The organism is Kitasatospora sp. NPDC114501, from assembly GCF_055633695.1.
Genome location: NZ_JBVKDS010000003.1, coordinates 536302 through 556528, shown reverse-complemented (window position 1 = coordinate 556528; position 20227 = coordinate 536302). Strand labels below are relative to the sequence as shown.

Annotated in this window: 22 protein-coding genes; 13 read left to right on the top strand and 9 right to left on the bottom strand. The window is 74.6% G+C overall.

Annotated features, from left to right (window positions below; genetic code table 11):
* The first annotated feature begins 105 nt into the window (after positions 1–105).
* Complete coding sequence (locus ACZ7RU_RS09000) at positions 106–429, top strand: WhiB family transcriptional regulator (protein ID WP_030240986.1); 324 nt, start codon at positions 106–108, stop codon at positions 427–429.
* Between the two features lie 47 nt (positions 430–476).
* Here ACZ7RU_RS09000 and bagB read toward each other — a convergent pair whose 3' ends face one another.
* Positions 477–1721 carry an ATPase BagB gene (gene bagB / locus ACZ7RU_RS08995; protein ID WP_470340188.1) on the bottom strand — a complete coding sequence of 415 codons (1245 nt, stop codon included), beginning with the start codon at positions 1719–1721 and terminating at the stop codon, positions 477–479.
* Entirely contained in the window at positions 1718–2791 is a 1074-nt protein-coding gene (gene bagA / locus ACZ7RU_RS08990) for an ATPase BagA (protein ID WP_470340187.1), read from the bottom strand. The genes bagB and bagA overlap by 4 nt, the downstream gene beginning before the upstream one ends.
* 212 nt (positions 2792–3003) lie before the next feature.
* On the opposite strand from bagA, the gene ACZ7RU_RS08985 reads away from it, so the two are divergent.
* From ACZ7RU_RS08985 to ACZ7RU_RS08965, 5 genes are all read left to right on the top strand, one after another.
* Positions 3004–3162: a DUF4177 domain-containing protein gene (locus ACZ7RU_RS08985; RefSeq protein ID WP_094743074.1), complete on the top strand. Its 159-nt coding sequence runs from the start codon at positions 3004–3006 to the stop codon at positions 3160–3162.
* Positions 3159–3626: a RidA family protein gene (locus ACZ7RU_RS08980; RefSeq protein ID WP_470340186.1), complete on the top strand. Its 468-nt coding sequence runs from the start codon at positions 3159–3161 to the stop codon at positions 3624–3626. The genes ACZ7RU_RS08985 and ACZ7RU_RS08980 overlap by 4 nt, the downstream gene beginning before the upstream one ends.
* Before the next feature lie 116 nt (positions 3627–3742).
* Positions 3743–4609, top strand: a complete 867-nt coding sequence (locus ACZ7RU_RS08975; protein ID WP_470340185.1) for an NUDIX hydrolase — start codon at positions 3743–3745, stop codon at positions 4607–4609.
* 121 nt (positions 4610–4730) lie between these two features.
* A complete protein-coding gene (locus tag ACZ7RU_RS08970) occupies positions 4731–4904 on the top strand; it encodes a hypothetical protein (RefSeq protein WP_470340184.1) in 174 nt (57 codons plus the stop codon).
* Positions 4901–5737, top strand: coding sequence for an MBL fold metallo-hydrolase (locus tag ACZ7RU_RS08965; RefSeq protein WP_470340183.1), 837 nt, complete (start codon positions 4901–4903; stop codon positions 5735–5737). The genes ACZ7RU_RS08970 and ACZ7RU_RS08965 overlap by 4 nt, the downstream gene beginning before the upstream one ends.
* A gap of 112 nt (positions 5738–5849) precedes the next feature.
* Here ACZ7RU_RS08965 and ACZ7RU_RS08960 read toward each other — a convergent pair whose 3' ends face one another.
* Positions 5850–6524, bottom strand: coding sequence for a Crp/Fnr family transcriptional regulator (locus tag ACZ7RU_RS08960; RefSeq protein WP_030288117.1), 675 nt, complete (start codon positions 6522–6524; stop codon positions 5850–5852).
* A 189-nt stretch (positions 6525–6713) separates the two neighbouring features.
* On the bottom strand, positions 6714–7721 hold the full coding sequence (locus ACZ7RU_RS08955) for an ArsR/SmtB family transcription factor (protein WP_470340182.1): 1008 nt from the start codon (positions 7719–7721) through the stop codon (positions 6714–6716).
* A 133-nt stretch (positions 7722–7854) separates the two neighbouring features.
* Between ACZ7RU_RS08955 and ACZ7RU_RS08950 the strand changes: the two genes are divergently transcribed.
* The gene (locus ACZ7RU_RS08950; protein WP_470340181.1) at positions 7855–8688 is read left to right on the top strand and encodes an isocitrate lyase/PEP mutase family protein; all 834 of its coding nucleotides are present in this window, start codon (positions 7855–7857) and stop codon (positions 8686–8688) included.
* Positions 8689–8728: 40 nt separating this feature from the next.
* Here ACZ7RU_RS08950 and ACZ7RU_RS08945 read toward each other — a convergent pair whose 3' ends face one another.
* Positions 8729–9517, bottom strand: coding sequence for an alpha/beta fold hydrolase (locus ACZ7RU_RS08945; RefSeq protein ID WP_470340180.1), 789 nt, complete (start codon positions 9515–9517; stop codon positions 8729–8731).
* Positions 9518–9697: 180 nt separating this feature from the next.
* Between ACZ7RU_RS08945 and ACZ7RU_RS08940 the strand changes: the two genes are divergently transcribed.
* The 6 genes from ACZ7RU_RS08940 (at position 9698) to ACZ7RU_RS08915 (ending at position 15981) form a co-directional block, all read left to right on the top strand.
* Positions 9698–11320 carry an FUSC family protein gene (locus tag ACZ7RU_RS08940; RefSeq protein WP_470340179.1) on the top strand — a complete coding sequence of 541 codons (1623 nt, stop codon included), beginning with the start codon at positions 9698–9700 and terminating at the stop codon, positions 11318–11320.
* 41 nt (positions 11321–11361) lie between these two features.
* Positions 11362–11862: a MarR family winged helix-turn-helix transcriptional regulator gene (locus ACZ7RU_RS08935; protein ID WP_470340178.1), complete on the top strand. Its 501-nt coding sequence runs from the start codon at positions 11362–11364 to the stop codon at positions 11860–11862.
* Positions 11863–12209: 347 nt separating this feature from the next.
* The gene (nth, locus tag ACZ7RU_RS08930; RefSeq protein WP_470340177.1) at positions 12210–13088 is read left to right on the top strand and encodes an endonuclease III; all 879 of its coding nucleotides are present in this window, start codon (positions 12210–12212) and stop codon (positions 13086–13088) included.
* 41 nt (positions 13089–13129) lie between these two features.
* On the top strand, positions 13130–13858 hold the full coding sequence (locus ACZ7RU_RS08925) for an NUDIX hydrolase (protein ID WP_470340176.1): 729 nt from the start codon (positions 13130–13132) through the stop codon (positions 13856–13858).
* A gap of 46 nt (positions 13859–13904) precedes the next feature.
* Complete coding sequence (locus ACZ7RU_RS08920; RefSeq protein WP_470340175.1) at positions 13905–15092, top strand: MarP family serine protease; 1188 nt, start codon at positions 13905–13907, stop codon at positions 15090–15092.
* 187 nt (positions 15093–15279) lie between these two features.
* Positions 15280–15981 carry a metal-dependent hydrolase gene (locus ACZ7RU_RS08915; protein WP_470340174.1) on the top strand — a complete coding sequence of 234 codons (702 nt, stop codon included), beginning with the start codon at positions 15280–15282 and terminating at the stop codon, positions 15979–15981.
* 33 nt (positions 15982–16014) lie between these two features.
* On the opposite strand, the gene ACZ7RU_RS08910 is transcribed toward ACZ7RU_RS08915, so the two are convergent.
* The 4 genes from ACZ7RU_RS08910 to nhaA form a co-directional block, all read right to left on the bottom strand.
* Positions 16015–16224 (bottom strand): hypothetical protein, encoded by a 210-nt coding sequence (locus ACZ7RU_RS08910; protein ID WP_470340173.1) that lies wholly within the window; start codon positions 16222–16224, stop codon positions 16015–16017.
* A gap of 155 nt (positions 16225–16379) precedes the next feature.
* Positions 16380–17474: an alpha/beta fold hydrolase gene (locus tag ACZ7RU_RS08905; protein WP_470340172.1), complete on the bottom strand. Its 1095-nt coding sequence runs from the start codon at positions 17472–17474 to the stop codon at positions 16380–16382.
* A gap of 149 nt (positions 17475–17623) precedes the next feature.
* Positions 17624–18100: a phage holin family protein gene (locus ACZ7RU_RS08900; RefSeq protein WP_359902000.1), complete on the bottom strand. Its 477-nt coding sequence runs from the start codon at positions 18098–18100 to the stop codon at positions 17624–17626.
* A gap of 359 nt (positions 18101–18459) precedes the next feature.
* The gene (gene nhaA / locus ACZ7RU_RS08895) at positions 18460–19902 is read right to left on the bottom strand and encodes a Na+/H+ antiporter NhaA (RefSeq protein WP_470340171.1); all 1443 of its coding nucleotides are present in this window, start codon (positions 19900–19902) and stop codon (positions 18460–18462) included.
* Positions 19903–20227: the final 325 nt, after the last annotated feature.

The following is a 20227-nucleotide window of genomic DNA, read 5'->3' as shown; positions in this document are numbered from 1 at the left end:
GGGCTGTTGCAAGCTGTCGTTCTTCCGTAACGTCCTCAACTGGCAACGGTGAATATGCCGTTGCCGCCGTGGGGGAGCCTCGATATGGGAGAGGACGGCGCCGGCATGGGCTGGGTAGACGACTGGAGTGCGCAGGCCGCCTGCCGCACGAGTGATCCGGACGAACTGTTCGTCCAGGGGGCGGCACAGAACCGGGCGAAGGCCGTGTGCAGCGGCTGCCCCGTCCGGACGGAGTGCCTCGCGGACGCCCTGGACAACCGGGTGGAGTTCGGGGTCTGGGGCGGGATGACGGAACGCGAGCGCCGGGCGCTGCTGCGCCGCCGCCCGACGGTCATCTCGTGGCGGCGGCTGCTGGAGACGGCGCGTACCGAGTACGAGGAGTCCCTCGCGACCGGCGTGATACTGACGGACTACGCCCAGGCGGGCTGAGCCCGGCCGTACCGCGGCAGTCCGGGCCGGTCGGCCCCGGGCGCGGGCTACACCGCGCCGTTGAGCCGGTCCCCGATGGCCCGCAGTCCGTCCAGGTCGTGCACGTCGCCCGGCAGCGCCGGCACCTCCACGATCGGCACGTCCGGGTACACCGAGACGAAGCGGTCGCGGGTACGGCGTTCGCGCCCCATGATCTGCATCCGCTCGGCGTGCAGCCGAAGCAGCCCGGCCGCGAGCAGCTCCGCCTCGGGTGAGGCGTGCTCCGAACCGTTCTCCTCCAGGGCCTCGGCGGCCGCCAGCGCCCGCTCCGCGGTGAGCTGCGGCGCGCCCGTACCGTGCACCCGGTTGAGCACCAGCCCGGCCAGCGGCATCCGGTCCGCGGCCAGTCGGTCGACGAAGTACGCCGCCTCCCGCAGCGCGTCCCGCTCCGGCGCGGCCACCACCAGGAACGCCGTGCCCGGCGCCTTGAGCAGCTGGTACGTGCGGTCCGCGCGCTCCCGGAAGCCGCCGAACATCGAGTCCATCGCGCTGACGAAGGTCTGCACGTCGGTGAGCAGCTGGGCGCCGAAGATCTTGCCCAGGGTGCCGGTGAGCAGGCCCATCCCGACGTTCAGGAAGCGCATCGCGCTGCGTCCGCCGACCTTGGCCGGGGCGGTGAGGATCCGGATCACCCGGCCGTCCAGGAAGGACCCGAGCCGGTTGGGCGCGTCCAGGAAGTCCAGCGCCGAGCGGGACGGCGGGGTGTCCACGACGATCAGGTCCCACTCCTCGGCGGCGCGCAGCTGCCCGAGCTTCTCCATCGCCATGTACTCCTGCGTGCCCGCGAAGCCGGCCGACAGGGACTGGTAGAAGGGGTTCGCCATGATCGCCCGGGCCCGTTCGGGCTCGGCGTGGGCCAGCACGACCTCGTCGAAGGTCCGCTTCATGTCCAGCATCATGGCCTGGAGTTCGCCGGTGCCGGTGACCCCCTTGACCACCCGGGGGGTGTTGTCGAGCTCGGTCAGGCCCATCGACTGGGCGAGCCGGCGGGCCGGGTCGATGGTCAGCACCACGACCTTGCGGCCGCGTTCGGCCGCCCGCAGGCCGAGGGCCGCGGCGGTGGTGGTCTTGCCGACGCCGCCGGAGCCGCAGCAGACGATGATCCTGGTCTTCGGGTCGTCGATCAGCTCGTCCACCGCGAGCAGCCGCCCGGTGCTCCGGACCCCGTTGCCGACCGCGCCGGTACCGGTCGTGCCGCCGGCGGTCGTGCCGTGGCCGGTCGTACCACTGGAGGTCCTGCCGTCGGTGGTCATGCCGCCCCCTGCCGCTTCAGTTCGCCCGCCAGCCGGTACAGCCCGCCGAGGTCCACGCCCTCGCCCAGCAGCGGCAGTTCGTAGGTCGGGAGCCGCAGCTGCTGGACGTCGGCGCGCTGCGCGCGCTCCAGCTCGACCCGCTCGGCGTGCTCCCTGGCCTGCTCCAGCAGCGGGTCGAGCAGCGGCTCCACCGCCGCCCGGACCTTCTCCGCGGCCCGGGTGCGGCCGCCGAGCCCGGCCTCCCCGAGCGCCAGGGCGACCTCCTCCCGGTGGTCCCCGTCCACCGCGGCCACCGCCGCCGCGTCCAGCAGCGGCGGCCGGACCATGTTGACCATCACCCCGCCCACCGGGAGCTTCGCCTCGCGCAGCTCCTCGATGCCGTCGACCGTCTCCTGCACCGGCATCTCCTCCAGCAGGGTGACCAGGTGCACCGCGGTCTCCGGTGACTTCAGCACCCGCATCACGGCCTGCGCCTGGGTGTGTATCGGGCCGATCCGGGCCAGCCCGGCGACCTCGGCGTTGACGTTCAGGAAGCGGGTCAGCCGCCCGGTCGGCGGGGCGTCCATCACCACCGCGTCGTAGCGCCGTCGGCCGTCCTGGTCCTTGCGCCTGGTCGCCTCGCAGGCCTTGCCGGTGAGCAGGACGTCCCGCACGCCGGGAGCGATGGTGGTGGCGAAGTCGACGAAGCCGACCTTCTGGAGCGCCTTCCCGGCCCGGCCGAGCTTGTAGAACATCTCCAGGTACTCCAGCAGCGCCAGCTCGGTGTCGATCGCCAGTGCGAACACCTCGCCGGGCCCGCCCGGTCCGGCGGGCAGCGACAGCTGGGCGCGCGAGACCGAGGCGATCCGGCGCTCCTCGTACGGGAGCGCGGCGATCCCGAACAGCTCGGCGATGCCCTGCCGGCCCTCGACCTCGATCAGCAGCACCCGTCCGCCGTCGGCGGCGAGGGCCAGGGCCAGCGCCGCGGCCAGCGTGGTCTTCCCGGTGCCGCCCTTGCCGCTGACCACGTGCAGCCGGACGCCCTCCCAGTCGGGGTCGCGCCGGTCCGCCTGGCCGGGGGTGCGTGCCACGCTCCGTCTCCGTCCGTCTCCGTCCTACGGGCGTCCCCTCCTGACGAGGGTGCCCCTCCTCAGGGTGCCCTCTCGCGAGAGTAACCAGGGAGCGCACCGGATGCCCGGAGCACCTGGGCCGTCAGGCCCGATCATGCCCTGTTTGTGCCCCACCTCACACACCCCGGGGTCGGCGGCGCCGATCGCCGCGACGGCTCGTCTAGAGTCTGGCCATGACCAAGTGGGAATACATGACGGCGCCCCTGCTGGTGCACGCGACCAAGCAGATCCTGGACAACTTCGGCGAGGACGGCTGGGAGCTCGTCCAGGTCGTGCCCGGCCCCAACCCGGAGCAGCTGGTGGCCTACTTCAAGCGGGAGAAGAACGCATGAGCAAGGTCGAGGAGAAGCTCGCCGAGCTGGGCCTGACCCTGCCGCCGGTGGCCCCCCCGGTCGCCGCCTACGTCCCGGCCCTGCGGACCGGCGACCTCGTCTTCACCTCCGGCCAGCTCCCGGTGGTGGGCGGCAAGCTGCCGACCACCGGCAAGGTCGGCGCCGAGGTCTCCCCGGAGGAGGCCAAGGAGCTCGCGCAGATCTGCGCGCTGAACGCCCTGGCCGCCGTGAAGTCGGTGATCGGCGACCTCGACCAGGTCGAGCAGGTCGTCAAGGTCGTCGGCTTCGTCGCCGCCGCCCCCGACTTCATCGGTGTCCCGGCCGTCGTGAACGGTGCCAGCGAGCTGCTCGGCGCGGTGCTGGGCGACGCGGGCAAGCACGCCCGCAGCGCCGTCGGCGTCGCGGTGCTGCCGCTGGACGCCCCGGTCGAGGTCGAGATCCTGGTGAAGGTCAAGGCCGCCTGAGCATGATCGCGGAGGCGGGGTCGGAGGTCCTCCGGCCCCGCCCCGGTGTTGCCGGAGGGTGTCCGACCGATCCGTGAGCCTGGCGGGAATTGTCGGACACGCCCTAGCATCCGGGCATGGACCATCGAGCGACGACGCTCCCGATGCCGCCCGGTTGGCCCGCCCGGATCCGGGCGGTCGCATCCGGCGCGGTGACCCCGCCGGTGCCCAGGGCCGCCGCCACCGTCGTGCTGCTGCGCGACGCCGCGGACGGGCCGGAGGCGTACCTGCTGCGCAGACGCACCTCGATGGCCTTCGCGGCCGGGATGTACGCGTACCCCGGCGGCGGGGTGGACCCGCGGGACGCCGAGGTCGAGCCGGGCTGGGCCGGGCCGGCGCCCGAGGAGTGGGCGCGGCGGCTCGGGGTGGACGCCCGGACGGCGCGGGCGGTGGTCTGCGCGGCCGTCCGCGAGACCTTCGAGGAGGCCGGCGTGCTGCTGGCCGGCCCGGACGCCGACAGCGTCGTCGCGCCGCGCGACTGGTCCGCCGAGCGGGCCGCGCTGGAGGCGCACGAGCTGTCCTTCGCCGAGTTCCTCCGGGACCACGGCCTGGTGCTGCGCAGCGACCTGCTGGGCGGCTGGGCCCGCTGGATCACCCCGGAGTTCGAGGAACGGCGCTACGACACCTGGTTCTTCGTCGCCGCGCTGCCGGCCGGCCAGCGCGCGGCCCTGGAGGTCGGCGAGGCGGACCGGGTCGCCTGGCTGACCCCGGCCGAGGCGGTGCGGGGTCACCGGGAGGGCCGGTTCGGCATGCTGCCGCCGACCGTGACGGTGCTGCGGGAGCTGTCGTCGGCCCGGACCGCCGCCGAGGCCCTGGCCGCGGCCGCCGGCCGCCGGCTGACGCCGGTCCTGGGCCGGGCCGAGGTCCGCGGCGACCGGCTGACGGTCCGCTGGCCCGGCTACGAGGAGCTGACCATCGACGGGGAGTTCCCCGAGGGCCCCTGACCGTTGCACCCATCGGGACCACCGACAGGCCGGTCCGTGCCACCAGTACGACCCGCACCTTCCGCACCACCCCGTACGAGACGACCCTCCCGTACCGCCGCAGAGAAAGGACCGACGCCCGATGACCCACAACGACGTGGCTCGCCGGACGGCGCCCGAGATGCCCGCCCGCCGCGTGATTCCCCGTAACCCCGCCTGCGAGAGCCAGGTCCCGTTCGTCGAGGTGGCGCAGCGCGCCCTCGTCCGGGCACTGCCGCTGCGGGCCCTGCATCGAGACGTGGGAGGCGGCCGGTGAGCGGACTCCTGCCGGGTGACCCCGCCGCCGCGGTCGGCGGCGAGGCCACCCCTCGGGCGCTGTGCGTGCTGGCACCGAACCCGTCGCCGATGACGCTGGACGGCACCAACACCTGGCTGCTCTCCGAGCCCGGCTCGGACCTCGCGGTGGTGATCGACCCGGGCCCGCTGCACGAGGGGCACCTGCGCCGGGTGATCGACCTCGCGGAGGAGCGGGGCAAGCGGATCGCGCTGACCCTGCTCACCCACGGCCACGCCGACCACTCCGAGGGCGCGGCCCGCTTCGCCGAGCTGACCGGGACCGAGGTGCGGGCCCTGGACCCGGCGCACCGGCTGGGCTCCGAGGGCCTGGTCGGCGGCCAGCGCCTGGACGTCGGCGGCCTGGACCTGCGGGTGGTGGGCACCCCGGGGCACACCTCGGACTCGCTGACCTTCCACCTGCCGGACGACGGCGCGGTGCTCACCGGCGACACCGTGCTCGGCCGCGGCACCACGATGGTCGCGCACCCCGACGGTCGGCTGGGCGACTACCTGGACTCGCTGCGCCGGCTGCACACCATGGCCTCCCACCAGGGCGTGCGGACCGTACTGCCCGGCCACGGCCCGGTGCTCGCGGACGCGCTCGGCGCCGTCGACTACTACCTGGCCCACCGGGCCGCCCGGCTCGCCCAGGTGGAGACCGCGGTGGAGGCGGGCTGCCTGACGGCGTCCGACGTGGTGGCCCGGGTCTACGCCGACGTGGACCGGGCGCTCTGGCCGGCCGCCGAGCTGTCGGTGCGGGCCCAGCTGGACTACCTGGAGGAGCACGGGCTGATCCCGGGCACCGAGGACTGACAGAGGACTGACCGGGGCAGACCGGGACTGACCGGAGCAGACCAGAGGAGACCCGGGGGAGACGCGGAAGGGCCCGTCCGGATCGGACGGGCCCTTCCGCGTGCCGCGGGCGTCAGCGCGAGCGGCGCGACAGCCGCTCGACGTCCAGCAGGACCACGGCGCGGGCCTCCAGCTTCAGCCAGCCACGGCCGGCGAAGTCGGCGAGCGCCTTGTTGACCGTCTCGCGGGAGGCACCGACCAGCTGGGCCAGCTCCTCCTGGGTGAGGTCGTGGGCGACGTGGATGCCCTCCTCGGACTGCACGCCGAACCGGCGGGAGAGGTCCAGCAGGGCCTTGGCGACGCGGCCGGGCACGTCGGAGAAGACCAGGTCGGACATCACGTCGTTGGTGCGGCGCAGACGGCGGGCGATGGCCCGGAGCAGCGCGATGGAGACCTCGGGGCGGGCGTGCAGCCAGGGCTGGAGGTCGCCGTGGCCGAGGCCCAGCAGCTTGACCTCGGTCAGCGCGCTGGCGGTCGCGGTGCGCGGGCCCGGGTCGAACAGCGACAGCTCGCCGATCATCTCGCTGGGGCCGAGCACGGCGAGCATGTTCTCGCGGCCGTCCGGGGAGGCGCGGTGCAGCTTGACCTTGCCCTCCGCCACGACGTACAGCCGGTCGCCCGGGTCGCCCTCGTGGAACAGCGACTCACCACGGGCGAGGGTGACCTCGGTCATGGAAGCGCGCAGCTCGCCGGCCTGTTCGTCGTCGAGTGCCGCGAAGAGTGCGGCGCGCCGCAGAACGTCGTCCACGTGCTTCCTCCTTCTCGGCCGTACGGCGGGTGGGCCGTCCGGCGCAAGTTCCGTTCAGTGTTCTGCGTCACCAAGCATGGCGCATGTCGCTCCGATCATATGAGGAGGGGGTGTGCCGAGGTGTGCCGTGCGGGGCCATTCGCACCGGACGGTCACCGGCCGGGCCCGGCGGCGGGAGCCCGCGGACGGCTACCGGTGGAACGCCTGTCCGTCCTGCTCGAACAGGGAATCGCCCACCGCCGTACGGGCGTACAGGACGGCGTGCCCGGCGCGGTGGGCGCTGGTCAGGCCCGCCGTGCGCAGGGCGGTGAGGTGCTGCGACACGCCGGCCGGGGACAGCCCGGTGCGGCGGGCCAGGTCGGTGGTCGAGGCCGGGGCGTCCAGCTCGGCCAGCAGCCGGGCGCGGGAGCGGCCGAGGACGCCGGCCAGCGCGTCGGTGCGGTCCGCAGGGTCCGGCCGCCGCTCCCACAGCGTCGCCGCGCCACGCGCCGGGTAGCTCAGCTGCGGCGGGTCGGGCGGCAGCACCCGGGTCAGCACCCGCGGCCAGGCGAAGGCCGAGGGCACCAGCAGCAGCCCGGCCCCGGCGTTCAGCCGGGTGACCGCGCAGTGCCGCTGCTCCAGCAGCAGCGCGGCGCCGTCCCAGCGGACCGTCCCGTGCAAGTCGTCCAGCATCCGCGCGGTGCCGTGCTCGGCGGCCTGCCGGGAGCGGTGGAAGACGTCCGCCGCGAGCAGTGCGCGGATCCGGGCCCAGTACGGGGCGAGCGCCCGCTCCCAGTACACCTCGATCTCGGCGGCCAGCCCGGGCAGTTGCCCGGCCGGGTCCCGGTGCAGCGGCTCCAGCACGGCGGGCAGCCGGCCGCCCGCCTCGGCGGCCAGGATGTCGAGGTCGGCCCGCACCTGCCCGGGGGAGGTGGCGGTGATCGCGGCCAGCTCCTCGGCGAGGGCGGGGGAGAAGCCGGCCGGGGCGGGGTTGAGGAAGTCCGGCAGGTGGCCGGCGGGCGGCACGAGGGCGGCCAGCCGTTCCGTCACCGGTCCGGCGGCGTTCAGCTCGCGGACCTGCCCGGCCCAGCGGCGGTACAGCGCCGGGACGGGCGAGTGGGCGAGGACGCGCAGGCTGGTCACCACCTCCTGCATCGGGGAGACGGCGAACCGGGTCAGCGCCAAGTCGTTGGCGGAGAAGTGCAGTTCGGTGCGCATGCGAGCCCCTCCCCGGTGGGGCCGGGCCCCTGGCTGCGAAGATTCGGCCCCAGCTTAATCACTGGCCGGGGCCGTCGGCCGGGCCGCAGGATGCCCGTGTCCCCACCGATCCGTACGAAAGCCGGTGCCGCCCATGTCCACCACGCCTGCCATCTCCGGGACCCGCGACCGGGCGCTGCGGCTGCGCGAGCTGATCGCGGACGGCGTGCTCGTCCTGCCCAACGCCTGGGACGCGGGCAGCGCCGCGGTGATCGCCTCGGCCGGCGCCCGGGCGGTCGCCACCACCAGCGGCGGCGTCTCCTGGTCGCTCGGTCACGGCGACGGCCAGCGGCTCGACCGGGCGGCGGCCGTCGAGGCGGCCCGGCGGATCGTCGCGGCGGTGGACCTGCCGGTCACCGTGGACGCCGAGGGCGGCTACGGGCCGCGGCCCGCCGACGTGGCCCGGACGGTGACGGCCCTGGTCGACGCCGGTGCGGCGGGCGTCAACCTGGAGGACTCGACGGCCGTCGGCGGACCGCTCTTCCCCGTGGCCGAGCAGGCCGAGCGGCTGCGCGCGGCCCGTACCGCGGCGGCCGACGCCGGGCTGCCCGAGCTGGTGGTCAACGCCCGCACCGACGTCTTCCTGTTCGGGCTGGGCGGGCTGGACGACGTGCTGGCCCGGGCCGAGGCCTACGCCGGGGCGGGCGCCGACGGCCTGTTCGTGCCCGGGCTGCTGGACCTCGACGCCCTCGCCGAACTGTGCGCCCGCTCCCCGCTGCCGGTCAACGCGATGGCCGTCGCGGGCGGACCGGGCGTCGCCGAACTCGCCGCCACGGGGGTGCGGCGAGTCAGCGTCGGCACCGGGCTCGCCCAGCTCGCGTACACCGCGGCCCGCCGAGCGGCCGCCGAACTGCTCGGCGCCGGAACGCTGACGGAGCTCGACGGGTCGCTCGGCTTCGGGGAGCTGAACGGCCTGTACCGAGGCTGACGGGCCGTCCCGAACGGGCGCCCGCGGGGTGACGCGGGCGTCAGGCGTAGAACTTCAGCAGCTCCGGCGCCAGCACCTCGGCCGCCACCTCGTGGGTCTGGCCCTCCAGCGTCCGGTACTCGGCGCCCGGCAGGGCCGCCGCCACCGCGCGGGCCGGGGCCCGCAGCGACTCCGGGCTGTCGCCGCCGTCCAGGACCAGGACCGGCACGTCGAGCGTGGCCAGCAGGCCGACCGGGACGGCCGCGCCGGTCTCGACCGCGAGCGCCGCCGCGTCGTACGCCAGGGTCGGCGCGACCGCCTCGCACAGCGGCCACACCGGCGTGCCGCGCATGCCGTCCACCATCTCCGCCGGCATCCCGGCGTAGCCCATGAAGGCCGCGACGGCGTCTCCGCGGCGACCCTCGGCGAGCGTCGCCGTCAGTTCGGCGACGTACCGGCCGAAGCGCTCGCGCTGCTCCTCCTCGGTGCTGAACGGCGGCTCGTAGACGGCGAGTCGGGCGATGCCGATGTCCGCGGCGGCGGCCCGCAGGGCGAGCGCGGCGCCCGAGGAGAGCGCGAGGACGCGGGCCGAGCCGCCCGCCGCCGCGATGACGGCGGCCAGGTCCTCGATCTCGCGCTCCACCGCGAAGGGGGCGGTGTCCCCGCTGGCGCCGCGCCCGCGCCGGTCGTACGTCCACACGGTGTGGTGCCCCGCCAGCTGCTCGGCGATCGCGGCGCCCGGCCCGAAGTCGCGGTGGCACACCGCGCCGTCGACCAGGACGACCGCCGGGCCGGAGCCGGTGACGGAGCAGGCGAGGACGGTGCCGTCGGTGGAGACCACGGTGCTCATGGGTGTTCCTTCTGTTCTGTCGTACGGGTCGGTCATGGAGGTAGACCGGGGTGCGCCGCGGAACTCATCGGTCCGGCCGGGACTTTTTCCGGGGCCCGCGTCGGGACGTGACTCCGGGCCCGCGCCGGGCTGGGATCCGAACAGATATTTCACGGGTAAATTATCTGCTAACCTTTTCCCATGGTCACAACCGCCCAGTTCCGTCAGGCACTTCGGGTCGGTCCGGCCGGAGACGGCTGGCACAAGCCCGCGGTCAGCGCCGTGGTCACCCTCGGCGCGCTCAACCTCACCCTGCTCGGCCTCGGCCGGCTCGACCTCGCTCTCTACACCTCGGCCGGCGGCCTCGGCGCGCTGTACGGGCACGGCCTGCCGTACCGGGCCCGGGCCCGGACGCTGGTCGGCGTGCTGCTCGGCACCGTGCTCAGCACCGGCGCCGCCCTCACCGCCGCCGCGCTGACCCGCGACGCCGCCGTCCTGGTCGCGGTGGCGGCGGTGCTCGCCGCCCTGCACAAACTGCTCTGCGACGCGGCCCGGGTCGGCCCGCCCGGCAGCCTGATCATCACCTTCACCTCCGCCAGCTGCGCCTTCGTCCCGCAGCGGACGGCCGAGGTCCCCCCGCACCTGGCGCTCACCGCGCTCGGCGCCGCACTGGCCTGGCTGGTCTGCATGGCCCCGGCCCTGGTGCGCCCGTACGGGCCGGAGCGGATCGCCACCGCCCGCGCCCTGGAGGCCGCCGCCCGGCTGCTGCGGACCGGACCCGGCCGGCCGGACGCCGCGGCCCGCACTACCCTGGTCGGCGCGGTCGAGGCCGCCTGGCAGAGCCTCGCGCTCTCCACCCCGGCCCGGCGGCGCGCCCTCGGCGACGCGCCCGAGCGGCTGCTGGTGCGGGCGGAGGCCGCGCTGGCCGACTCCGCCCGGCCCGAGGACGCCGCGCGGTACCTCGGCTGGGCCCGCGACCTGCGGCGCGGCCGCCGGCTGCCGTCGCTCGACCTCACCGAGGCGGAGGCGGCCGAACCTGCCGCCCGCCGCCCCGGCCGCCGGCCACCGCTGCGGCGGGCGCTGCGGCCCGGCTCGGCGCTGCTGCCGATCGCCCTGCGGGTCGCGGTCGGCTGCGCCGCCGCCGGGTGGCTCTCGCTGGCGCTCGGCGTCGGTCGGCCGTACTGGGCGGTGGTCACCGCCGCCTCGGTGTTCCAGGCCAACAGCACGCTGTCCTGGCAGCGCGCGTTGCAGCGGGTGCTGGGCAACCTGCTCGGCCTGCTGCTGTTCACCGCCGCGCTGCCGGTCGCGCACGCGGGCCCGGTGGCACTGATCGGGCTCGGGCTGGTCTGCCAGTTCGGCGCGGAGGCGACGATCGCCCGCAGCTACTGGCTCGCGACGGTCTTCGTCACCCCGCTGGCGCTGCTGATGACGGAGTTCGCCGGCCCGCAGCCGGCCGGGGTACTGATCGGCGACCGCTGGCTGGACACCTGCGTCGGCGCGCTCACCGGCCTCGCGGCCTGCCTGCTGGTCACCAACCGCCGCACCGCCGCCCGGCTGACCCGCGCCCTGACCGGAGCCGAGGCCGCCGGCCACCGGGCACTGGCCGCCGTCTCCGCCGCGAGCGCGCCGGAGGCCCACGCCGCCCGCACCGGCCTCGCCGCCGCCCTGCTGGAGCTGCGCGAGGCCACCGACACCGCCGCCGGGGAGTGGCGCCGCCCCGCCCTCCCGCACCAGCGCGCCACCGCCACCGAGCAGCACGCCCACCAGCTGCTGGCCGCCCTGCTGGAACGCCGCACCCACGGTGCCCTGCCGGACACGTCCTAGGATTCAGACGACCGGCAGGCCGCAGAACGGGAGCAGCACACGTGGAGGACGTCGTCGCAGGTGTGCTGCGCCAGTGGGAGCGGGCCTACCCGGGGCTGGACACCGGTCCGATCGCCGTCCTCGGCCGGATCAACCGCTGCGCCGCACTGCTCCAGCAGACCCCCGACCCGCTCACCCGGGCCGGCCTCACCCGTGCCGAGTTCGACATCCTCGGCGCCCTGCGCCGCCTCGACCGCGAACTGACCCCCACCCAGCTGGCCCGGGAGAGCTTCGCCTCCGGCGCCGCCGTCACCAAGCGACTGCGGCTGCTGGAGGAGCGCGGCCTGGTCAGCCGGCGCACCGACGACCGGGACCGCCGGGTCGCCCACCTCGCGCTCACCGAGGAGGGCCGGACGCTGGTGGACGGCCTGGTCCAGGATCTCGTCGCCCACGACCGGGCCCTGCTGGCCGGCCTCACCCCCGCCGAGCAGGACCGGCTCGCCGAGTCCCTCAGCGGCCTGCTGAACAGCCTCGAGGGAACGATCGGCCGCACCCTGGGCTGAGCCGCCGGCCGGTGGCGCCGCGCCGGGAGCGCCGCTGCGGCCGGATCGGCCGGACTTCCGTTCGTCGACGAAGGATGGCCCCGGTGGGCCCCGTCACGGGCCGTCCGCGGACGGATCCGTGCGTAACGCGCGGTCCGTCAACCCGATGGCGCCGGGTCACCGGAAAGGGGCGGGGCTACGGCAGCCGGCCCAGCTCCTCGGCGATCCGGACCGCGTCGACCCGGCCGCGTCAGCCCCCGGTCAGGTGACGGCCACGGGCGGAGTCCCTCGGACAACAGCCCTTGCCAGGGCGGGTTTCCGTGCTTGATCGGCCCCAAGCGGTCCGCCGGTCGGCGTAGCCTTCGTGCATGGCAGAGAGCAAGGTCCGGAAGGCCGCGGCGCAGAGGCCGGTGGCGAAGAAGGCGGCGGCGAGGCCGAGGAAACCGGAATCGCGCCTGGCGATGGTGCGGCGGGCCCGGCGGATCAACCGCGAGCTGGCGGAGCTGTACCCGTACGCGCACCCGGAGCTGGACTTCGAGAACCCCTTCCAACTGCTGGTGGCCACCGTGCTGTCGGCGCAGACCACCGACCTGCGGGTGAACCAGACCACCCCGGCGCTGTTCGCGAAGTACCCGACGCCGGAGGACATGGCGGCGGCGAACCCGCAGGAGCTGGAGGAGATCATCCGCCCGACCGGCTTCTTCCGGAACAAGGCGAAGTCGCTCCTCGGCCTCTCGGCAGCGCTGCGCGACGAGTTCGGCGGCGAGGTCCCCGGCCGGCTGGCCGACCTGGTGACCCTGCCCGGCGTCGGCCGCAAGACCGCCAACGTCGTCCTCGGCAACGCCTTCGGGGTCCCCGGCATCACCGTGGACACCCACTTCGGGCGGCTGGCCCGGCGGTTCGGCTGGACCACCGAGGAGGACCCGGTGAAGGTCGAGGCGGCCGTCGCCGAGATCTTCCCGAAGTCGGAGTGGACGATGCTCTCGCACCGGGTGGTCTTCCACGGCCGCCGGATCTGCCACTCCCAGCGGCCCGCCTGCGGCGCCTGCCCGATCGCGCCGCTCTGCCCCTCGTACGGCGAGGGGGAGACCGACCCGGAGAAGGCGCGCAAGCTGTTGAAGTACGAGATGGGCGGCCACCCCGGGCAGCGGCTGCGGCCGCCGGCCGACTTCCCCGGTGAGGCGGCCGCCCGTGCGGACGCCGCCGTCCACCACGGCCGGGTCGCGGACCTGGCGGTGGACGCGTGAGCGGGCGGTGGGGGCACCCCGGACCGGACGCCGGGGGAGTCGTGCGGGGCATCGAGCCGGACGGGCTGCCGGCCTGGCTGGAGCCGGTCCGGGAGGCGGCCGAGCGGGTGCTGCCGGAGCAGCTGAGCCGCTTCCTGCCGCCGGTCGAGGGCGGTCGGCCGGCGGCCGTGCTGATGCTCTTCGGCGAGGGGCCGCAGGGGCCGGACCTGCTGCTGATCGAGCGGGCCCGCTCGCTGCGCTCGCACGCCGGGCAGCCGTCCTTCCCGGGCGGTGTGCTGGACCCGGAGGACGGCGATCCGAACGGCCCGGGTCCGATCGCGGCGGCGCTGCGCGAGGCCTGGGAGGAGACCGGCCTGGACCCGGCCGGGGTGCAGGTGTTCGCGGAACTGCCCCGGCTGTTCATCCCGGTGAGCAGCTTCGTGGTGACCCCGGTGCTCGGCTGGTGGCGCGAGGAGACGCCGGTGCGCCCGGTGGACACGGCCGAGACCGGCGCGGTGTTCCGGGTCACCATCGCGGAGCTGGCCGACCCGGCGAACCGGGTGCGGCTGCGCCACCCGTCCGGGCACATCGGGCCGGCCTTCGCGGTCGCCGGACGGCTGGTCTGGGGCTTCACCGCCGGGGTGATCGACCGGGTGCTGCACCACAGCGGCCTGGAGCTGCCCTGGGACCCGTCCCGGATCGTCGACCTCTCGGACGAGGCGCTGGCACTGGTCCAGGGGGACCTCGAACACTCCCGGGTGCTGCCGGGCGGCGACGCCGACGCTTCGTGACCGGTCGTCGGCGCGTCCGGCGCGCGGCCCGTGGGAGGGTGTCCGAGTGAACGTCCTGGATGTGCTGTTGATCGCCGCGGCCGTGGCATTCGCCGTGTCGGGCTACCGGCAGGGCTTCGTGGTCGGCGTGCTCTCGCTGATCGGTTTCCTCGGCGGCGGCCTGATCGCCGTCGAGCTGCTGCCGCTGCTGCTGCTCGACCACATCGGCCCCGGCACCACGGCCTCGGTGGTGGCCGTCGTGGTGGTGATCGTCCTCGCCGCGATCGGCCAGGCGATCACCGCGCACTTCGGCTGGAAGCTGCGCGGGCACATCGGTCGCCGCCCGGCCCGGGTGCTGGACGCGAGCGGCGGCGCGGTGGTGAACGTCGTCTCGATGCTGCTGGTGGCCTGGCTGATCGGTTCGGCGCTGGCCGGGGCGTCGCTCCCGACGGTCTCCAAGCAGGTCCGCTCCTCGGCGGTCCTCGGCGGGGTGCAGAACGCGCTGCCCAGCGACGCGCCGAACTGGTTCTCGGACTTCTCCAAGGTCCTCGCCCGCAACGGCTTCCCGCAGGTCTTCAACCCCTTCGAGCACGAGCCGATCACCCAGGTCGACAGCCCCGACCCCGCGCTGGCCGCCAGCCCCGCCGTGGCACGGGCCCGGCAGAGCCTGGTCAAGGTGGTCGGCACGGCGACCTCCTGCGGCAAGACCCTGGAGGGCAGCGGCTTCGTCTTCGCCCCGCACCGGGTGATGACCAACGCCCACGTCGTCGGCGGGGTCAACGAACCGACCGTGCAGATCGGCGGCGTCGGCCAGCTGTACGACGCGACGGTGGTCCGCTACGACTGGCAGCGCGACATCGCCGTCCTGGACGTGCCCAAGCTGAACGCGCCCGCGCTGACCTTCGCGGGCGAGGCGAAGACCAACGACAGCGCGATCGTGGCCGGCTTCCCGGAGAACGGCGCCTTCAACGTCCAGCCCGCCCGCATCCGCGGCCGGATCCAGGCCAACGGCCCGGACATCTACCACCGCGGCCAGGTGGTCCGGGACGTCTACTCGGTGCGCTCGGTGGTCCGCCAGGGCAACAGCGGCGGCCCGCTGCTCACCCCGGACGGCGAGGTGTACGGCGTGGTCTTCGCCAAGTCCCTGGACAGCGCGGACACCGGCTACGTGCTGACCGCGGCCGAGGTGCGCCAGGACGCCGAGCAGGGCGGCGCCGCGACCGCCCGGGTGGACACCCAGGGCTGCGCGCTCTGACCCGGGGCGGGCGGCCGGGGCGCGCCGCTCGGGGATGTCGGCCGAAGGCGGTCCGGGGCGCGCCGGGCCGGGGCGTCCGATATCCGTCGCCCCGTCAGGTGCCGCTGGTAGCGTCGGCCGCGCTCACCCGTTCGGCTCAACCGGGCGCCGTCCCGGCGTGGGCCCGACGGGAGGTCGTGGCAGTCCGATGATGGGTCACTCGCACGCGGTGAGCGGGGCGATGCTGTACGCGGCCTCGGCCCCCTTCCTGCCCCCGCTGCTGCTGCACTCCACCTTGCAGCCGGCGGACATACTGATGGGCACGGTGCTGTGCGCGGGCGCGGCGCTGCTGCCGGACCTCGACCACCACGACGGCTCGATCGCCAACTTCCTCGGCCCGGTCTCCAAGGTGCTCTGCCGCCTCGTGGCCTGGATCTCCGGCGGCCACCGGCACGCCACCCACTCGCTGCTGTTCGTCGCGCTGACGGGCGGCGGCACCTGGGCCGGGGTCACCTTCCTGGGCCGCAACTTCACCCTCGGGCTGACCTTCGTCCTGCTGGCGCTCGCGATCCGGGCCCTGCGGCTCTGCCCGCCGGGCGACGGCCCGGAGGCGTGGATCACCGTCATCGGCCTGGCCGCGCTCGGCACCTTCGGGATGAACACCTGGATGCCCGACTCGCCTGGCTGGCTGCCGTACGCGGTGGCCCTGGGCACGCTGGCGCACCTGCTCGGCGACTGCCTGACCAAGAAGGGCGCGCCGCTGCTCTGGCCGCACAAGGAGCGCTACGAGGTCGTGCTGATCAAGCGCAGCGGCAACAGCGTCGAGACCAAGGTGCTGGTGCCGATCATGTCGGTGGCGACCTTCGTCCTGCTCTGGTTCACCGCGCTGTCGCCGACGATCGTGAACTGAGCGGAGCGCCGGGAACGGGAGCGGCGCGAGGCCTCAGATCTCGCGCCGCAGCCGTGCGCCCACCCAGCGGGCGCGCCGACCGAGGATGCGGGGGATGCCGAGCTGCCGCCGCTCCGTGCGCTGACGGCCGTCCGGGCCGTCGAAACCGAGGTCGTCCGCCCGGTCGGGCCGGTGGGCGGAGCGCTGGGGGCTGTTGTGACGTCGGCCGCGCGGGGCGCCGCCGCTTTCGGGCATCCAACTCATACCGGAAGGGATGCCCCTGGGCCGGTGGAGGTAACCGCCCGGGCCTCGCCGAAATTGGCCTATGCGATTGTCATATGAGCATCAAAACAAGGGAGTTGGGCCCGAAGGCCCTTCCGGTCGACCGCACGTACGGCCGTGTCCGGCACCGCCTTCGATCACTCCTTGTGGCGGCCGATCCAGTCCAGCAGCTCGGCGGTGAACTCCTCCGGCGCCTCCTCGTGCGGGAAGTGCCCGACCCCGGGCATCAGCCGCCAGCGGTACGGCGCCGCCACGTACTCGCCGCCGCCGAGCGCTGTGTGCGACAGCAGCACCGGGTCCGCCGCGCCCTGGACGTGCAGGGTCGGCGCGGTGATCGGCTTCTTCATCCGCCGGGCGAACTGGATGCCGTCCGGCCGGGCCATCGAGCGCAGCAGCCAGCGGTACGGCTCGATCGAGCAGTGCGCCGTGCTGGGGATCTGGATCGCCTGCCGGTACGCCTGCACGGCGGCCTCGTCCAGGCCGTTCGGACCGGTCCAGGAGTTCAGGTACCGGCCGACCAGCTCGGCGTCGTCGGCCACCAGACGGCGTTCCGGTATCCACGGCCGCTGGAAGCCCAGGACGTGCTCGAAGGCGGCGAACTGCCGGCGGTCGGTCAGCAGCGCCCGGCGCAGGTCCCTCGGGTGCGCGGCGGAGACCGCCGTCAGGCTCTGGATGACGGACGGTCGCATCACGGCCGCCACCCAGGCCAGGGTGCCGCCGGAGGCGTGCCCGACCAGGTGTGCCCGGCGCTCGCCGAGCGAGCGGATCACCCCGGTGATGTCCAGGGCGAGGTTGCCCGGGTCGTACCCGCGCGGGGTGCGGTCACTGCCGCCGATGCCGCGCAGGTCGAGCGCCACCGCCCGGTAGCCGGCCTCGGCGAGCGCGGTCAGCTGGTGGCGCCAGGCCCACCAGTACTCGGGCCAGCCGTGGACCAGCAGCACCAGCGGGCCGGAGCCCAGCTCGGCGATGTGGAAGCGGGCGCCGTTGGCCGCGAGGTCGCGGTGCTTCCACGGGCCGGGCTGCCGGATGCTCCAGACCTCGTCGCCCGCCGCCCGGGCCGCGGTGGAGTCCGTTTCGCGGGGCTCCTCCTCGGGCTCCCGCGCGGGTGCCAGGCCGGTGCCCTCTGGGGCGGTGCCGGGGCCTTCGGGGCCTTCGCGGGTGAGTCCGGCGCCGGAGTCGGGGCCGGAGTCGGCGGACGGCTGCGCGGGCACGGGCTTCTGGTCAAGCGGCATACCGAGAGCGTGTCACATCCGCGCGCCGGACACGTGCCCGGCACTCGTTGTCGGCGGGTCCGGCGCCCGCCGACGCTTGTCGCGGGACGCCGGTTGCGGGGTTCCGGTTACGGGGTGCCGATCACGTGAGCCTGGTGGTGGGACGCCGGTTACGGGATGCGGCCGAAGGCCCGGTCGATCTCCTCCTGGGTGGCCGGGCGCGGCCGGGCGTTCTTCAGCACGTCGGCGGTCTTCTGGGCGCCCTCGATGGTGCGGACCGGCTTCTCGATCTTCTTGAACGAGCGCCAGGCCAGCATCCCGAGCAGCACCGCGAGCAGCAGGTAGGCGCCCGCCACGACCAGGAAGGACCAGCCCAGCGACAGGCCCAGGGCGTGGATGCCGAAGGCCGCCGCGGCGCTCAGCATCGGGATGGAGAACAGGGCCACCACGCCGGCGACGATCAGCGAGACGCCGCCGGAGACGCCGCGCTTGACGTCCGCCCGGATCTCGGCCTTGGCGAGCGCGATCTCGTCGTGGACCAGCGCGGACAGGTCGGCGGTGGCCGCCGCGAACAGCTGCCCCACCGAACGCTCGCCCTCGTAGGGCACCCGGCCGTTGCTGGACGGGTCTGCGGCTCCTGCGGGCATCAGCGGTTCTCCTCTGCGGCTGTGCGGCGTGACGCCGCCGCGGGTCTGCGGTTCCGGGGCCGGTGGGGGGTCCGGAGGCGTCAGTGGGTTGTCGACAGCTCAGAATCATGCCCCTACCGGTCAGTCGGACACCACTCCGGGGCCCCGCCGGAGGGACGTGTCCCGGTGGCCGGGGAGCTCCTGGCGCCTCCGCCGGGGCCGCCGGTCGCTGCTGCCGGGGTGTGCCGGACGTTCCTGCCGGTGCCCTCCGGGTGCCTCCCGGAGGGCCGCTCCGAGGTCTTCGGCCGAGCCACCTCGGCCGGGTCGCTCGCTTGGCCGCCTCGGGGGCCGGGCCGTGGCGGCCCGGCCGCCTCACCGCCTCAGCCGGACTGTCCGGGCCGGCCCTGGTGACCGGAGCCGGAGCCGGAGCCGTGGTCGAGGCCGAGGTCAGGGCCGTGGTCGGCGGCCCCGCCGGCCGCCGGGCGGGCCGACCCGCCGACCCTCGCCCGCCAGGCCGGGTCGTCCTCCTGGTACACGTCCGGGATGCCGTCCCCGTCCACGTCCCGCTCCTCCTCCTCGCACAGCGCGCGGTAGTGCCGGTTGCGCAGCTTCAGCAGCACCGTGGCGACCACCGCGGAGATCACCGAGCCGACCAGCACGGCCGTCTTGGCCCGGGCGGCGAGCGCCAGGTCGTCCGGGAAGGCGAGTTCGCTGATCAGCAGCGAGACGGTGAAACCTATGCCCGCGAGCACCGAGACGGCGACCATGTCGGCCCACTTGAGTCGCGGGTTCAGCTCGGCCCTGGTGAACCGGGCGGTCAGCCAGGCGCCGCCGAACACGCCCACCGACTTGCCGACCAGCAGACCGATCACGATGCCGATCGGGGCGGCCTGGGTGAACACCTCGCGCAGCTTCGGACCGGAGACGGCCACCCCGGCCGAGAACAGTGCGAACACCGGGACGGCCAGGCCAGCCGAGAGCGGACGGACCAGGTGCTCGATGTGCTCGCCGGGGGAGTGCTTTTCGTCGCCCTCCCGGTGGCAGCGCAGCATCAGGCCCATCGCGACGCCCGCCACCGTGGCGTGGACGCCGCTCTCGTGCATCAGCGCCCAGGTCACGACGGCCAGCGGTACGAAGAGGTACCAGCCGTGGACGCCGCGCCGGTGCAGGAACCAGAACAGCACCAGCCCGGCGAAGGCCAGGCCGAGCGCCCAGAACTCGATGCCGTGGCTGTAGAAGATCGCGATGATCAGGATCGCGATCAGGTCGTCGACCACCGCCAGGGTGAGCAGGAAGGCGCGCAGTGCGGACGGCAGGTGGCTGCCGACCACGGCCAGCACCCCGAGTGCGAAGGCGATGTCGGTGGCGGTCGGGATCGCCCAGCCGCCGGGGTGTCCGCCGCTGCCGGAGTTCACCAGGGCGAAGAGGATCGCGGGCAGCGCCACCCCGCAGACGGCGGCGGCCACGGGCAGCAGCGCCGCACTGGGCGTGCGCAGCTCACCCGCGACGAACTCGCGCTTGAGTTCGATCCCGGCCACGAAGAAGAAGATCGTCAGCAGGCCGTCCTTGGCCCAGGTGGCCAGGGAGAGGTCGAGGTGGAGCGGGGCGGAGGGGCCGACGGTGTAGTCGAGCACGCTCTGGTAGGAGTGTGGCCAGGCGTTGGCCCAGATCAGCGCGATGACGGCGGCGCCCAGCAGCAGCATGCCGCCGACCGTCTCGGTACGCAGGGCGTCGGCGACGAAGGTGCGCTCGGGCAGTGAGAGCCGACCGAGGAATTGCCGGCGGCGGGTCGTCGGCTCGTGGACGGGCGGCTGGTCGGTCACAGGGGACCTCCTGGGGGCTGGGAGCGGCAACGGATGCACGGGTGGTGCAGTTGCCGACCAGACTTCCCGGCGCGCCCTGTGACGCCCGCGATGCCCGTCAAGGGATCTTGATGCGTCCTTAATAGTCTAGCGGGACGTTCAGGTGACATCCGGATTGTCCTATTCAAGGACTTAAGGCCTGCGGGCCGGTTCGGCACTCCGGAGGAGCAGTGGCCCGTCCGATCAGTAGCCCGTCCGAGCGGTGCCCCGGGGCCCGAGTGGTGGCCCCTCCGAGCCGGTGACCCGGTGACCCGGTGACCCGGCGCCCTGGTGCCCGCGGGTGCTG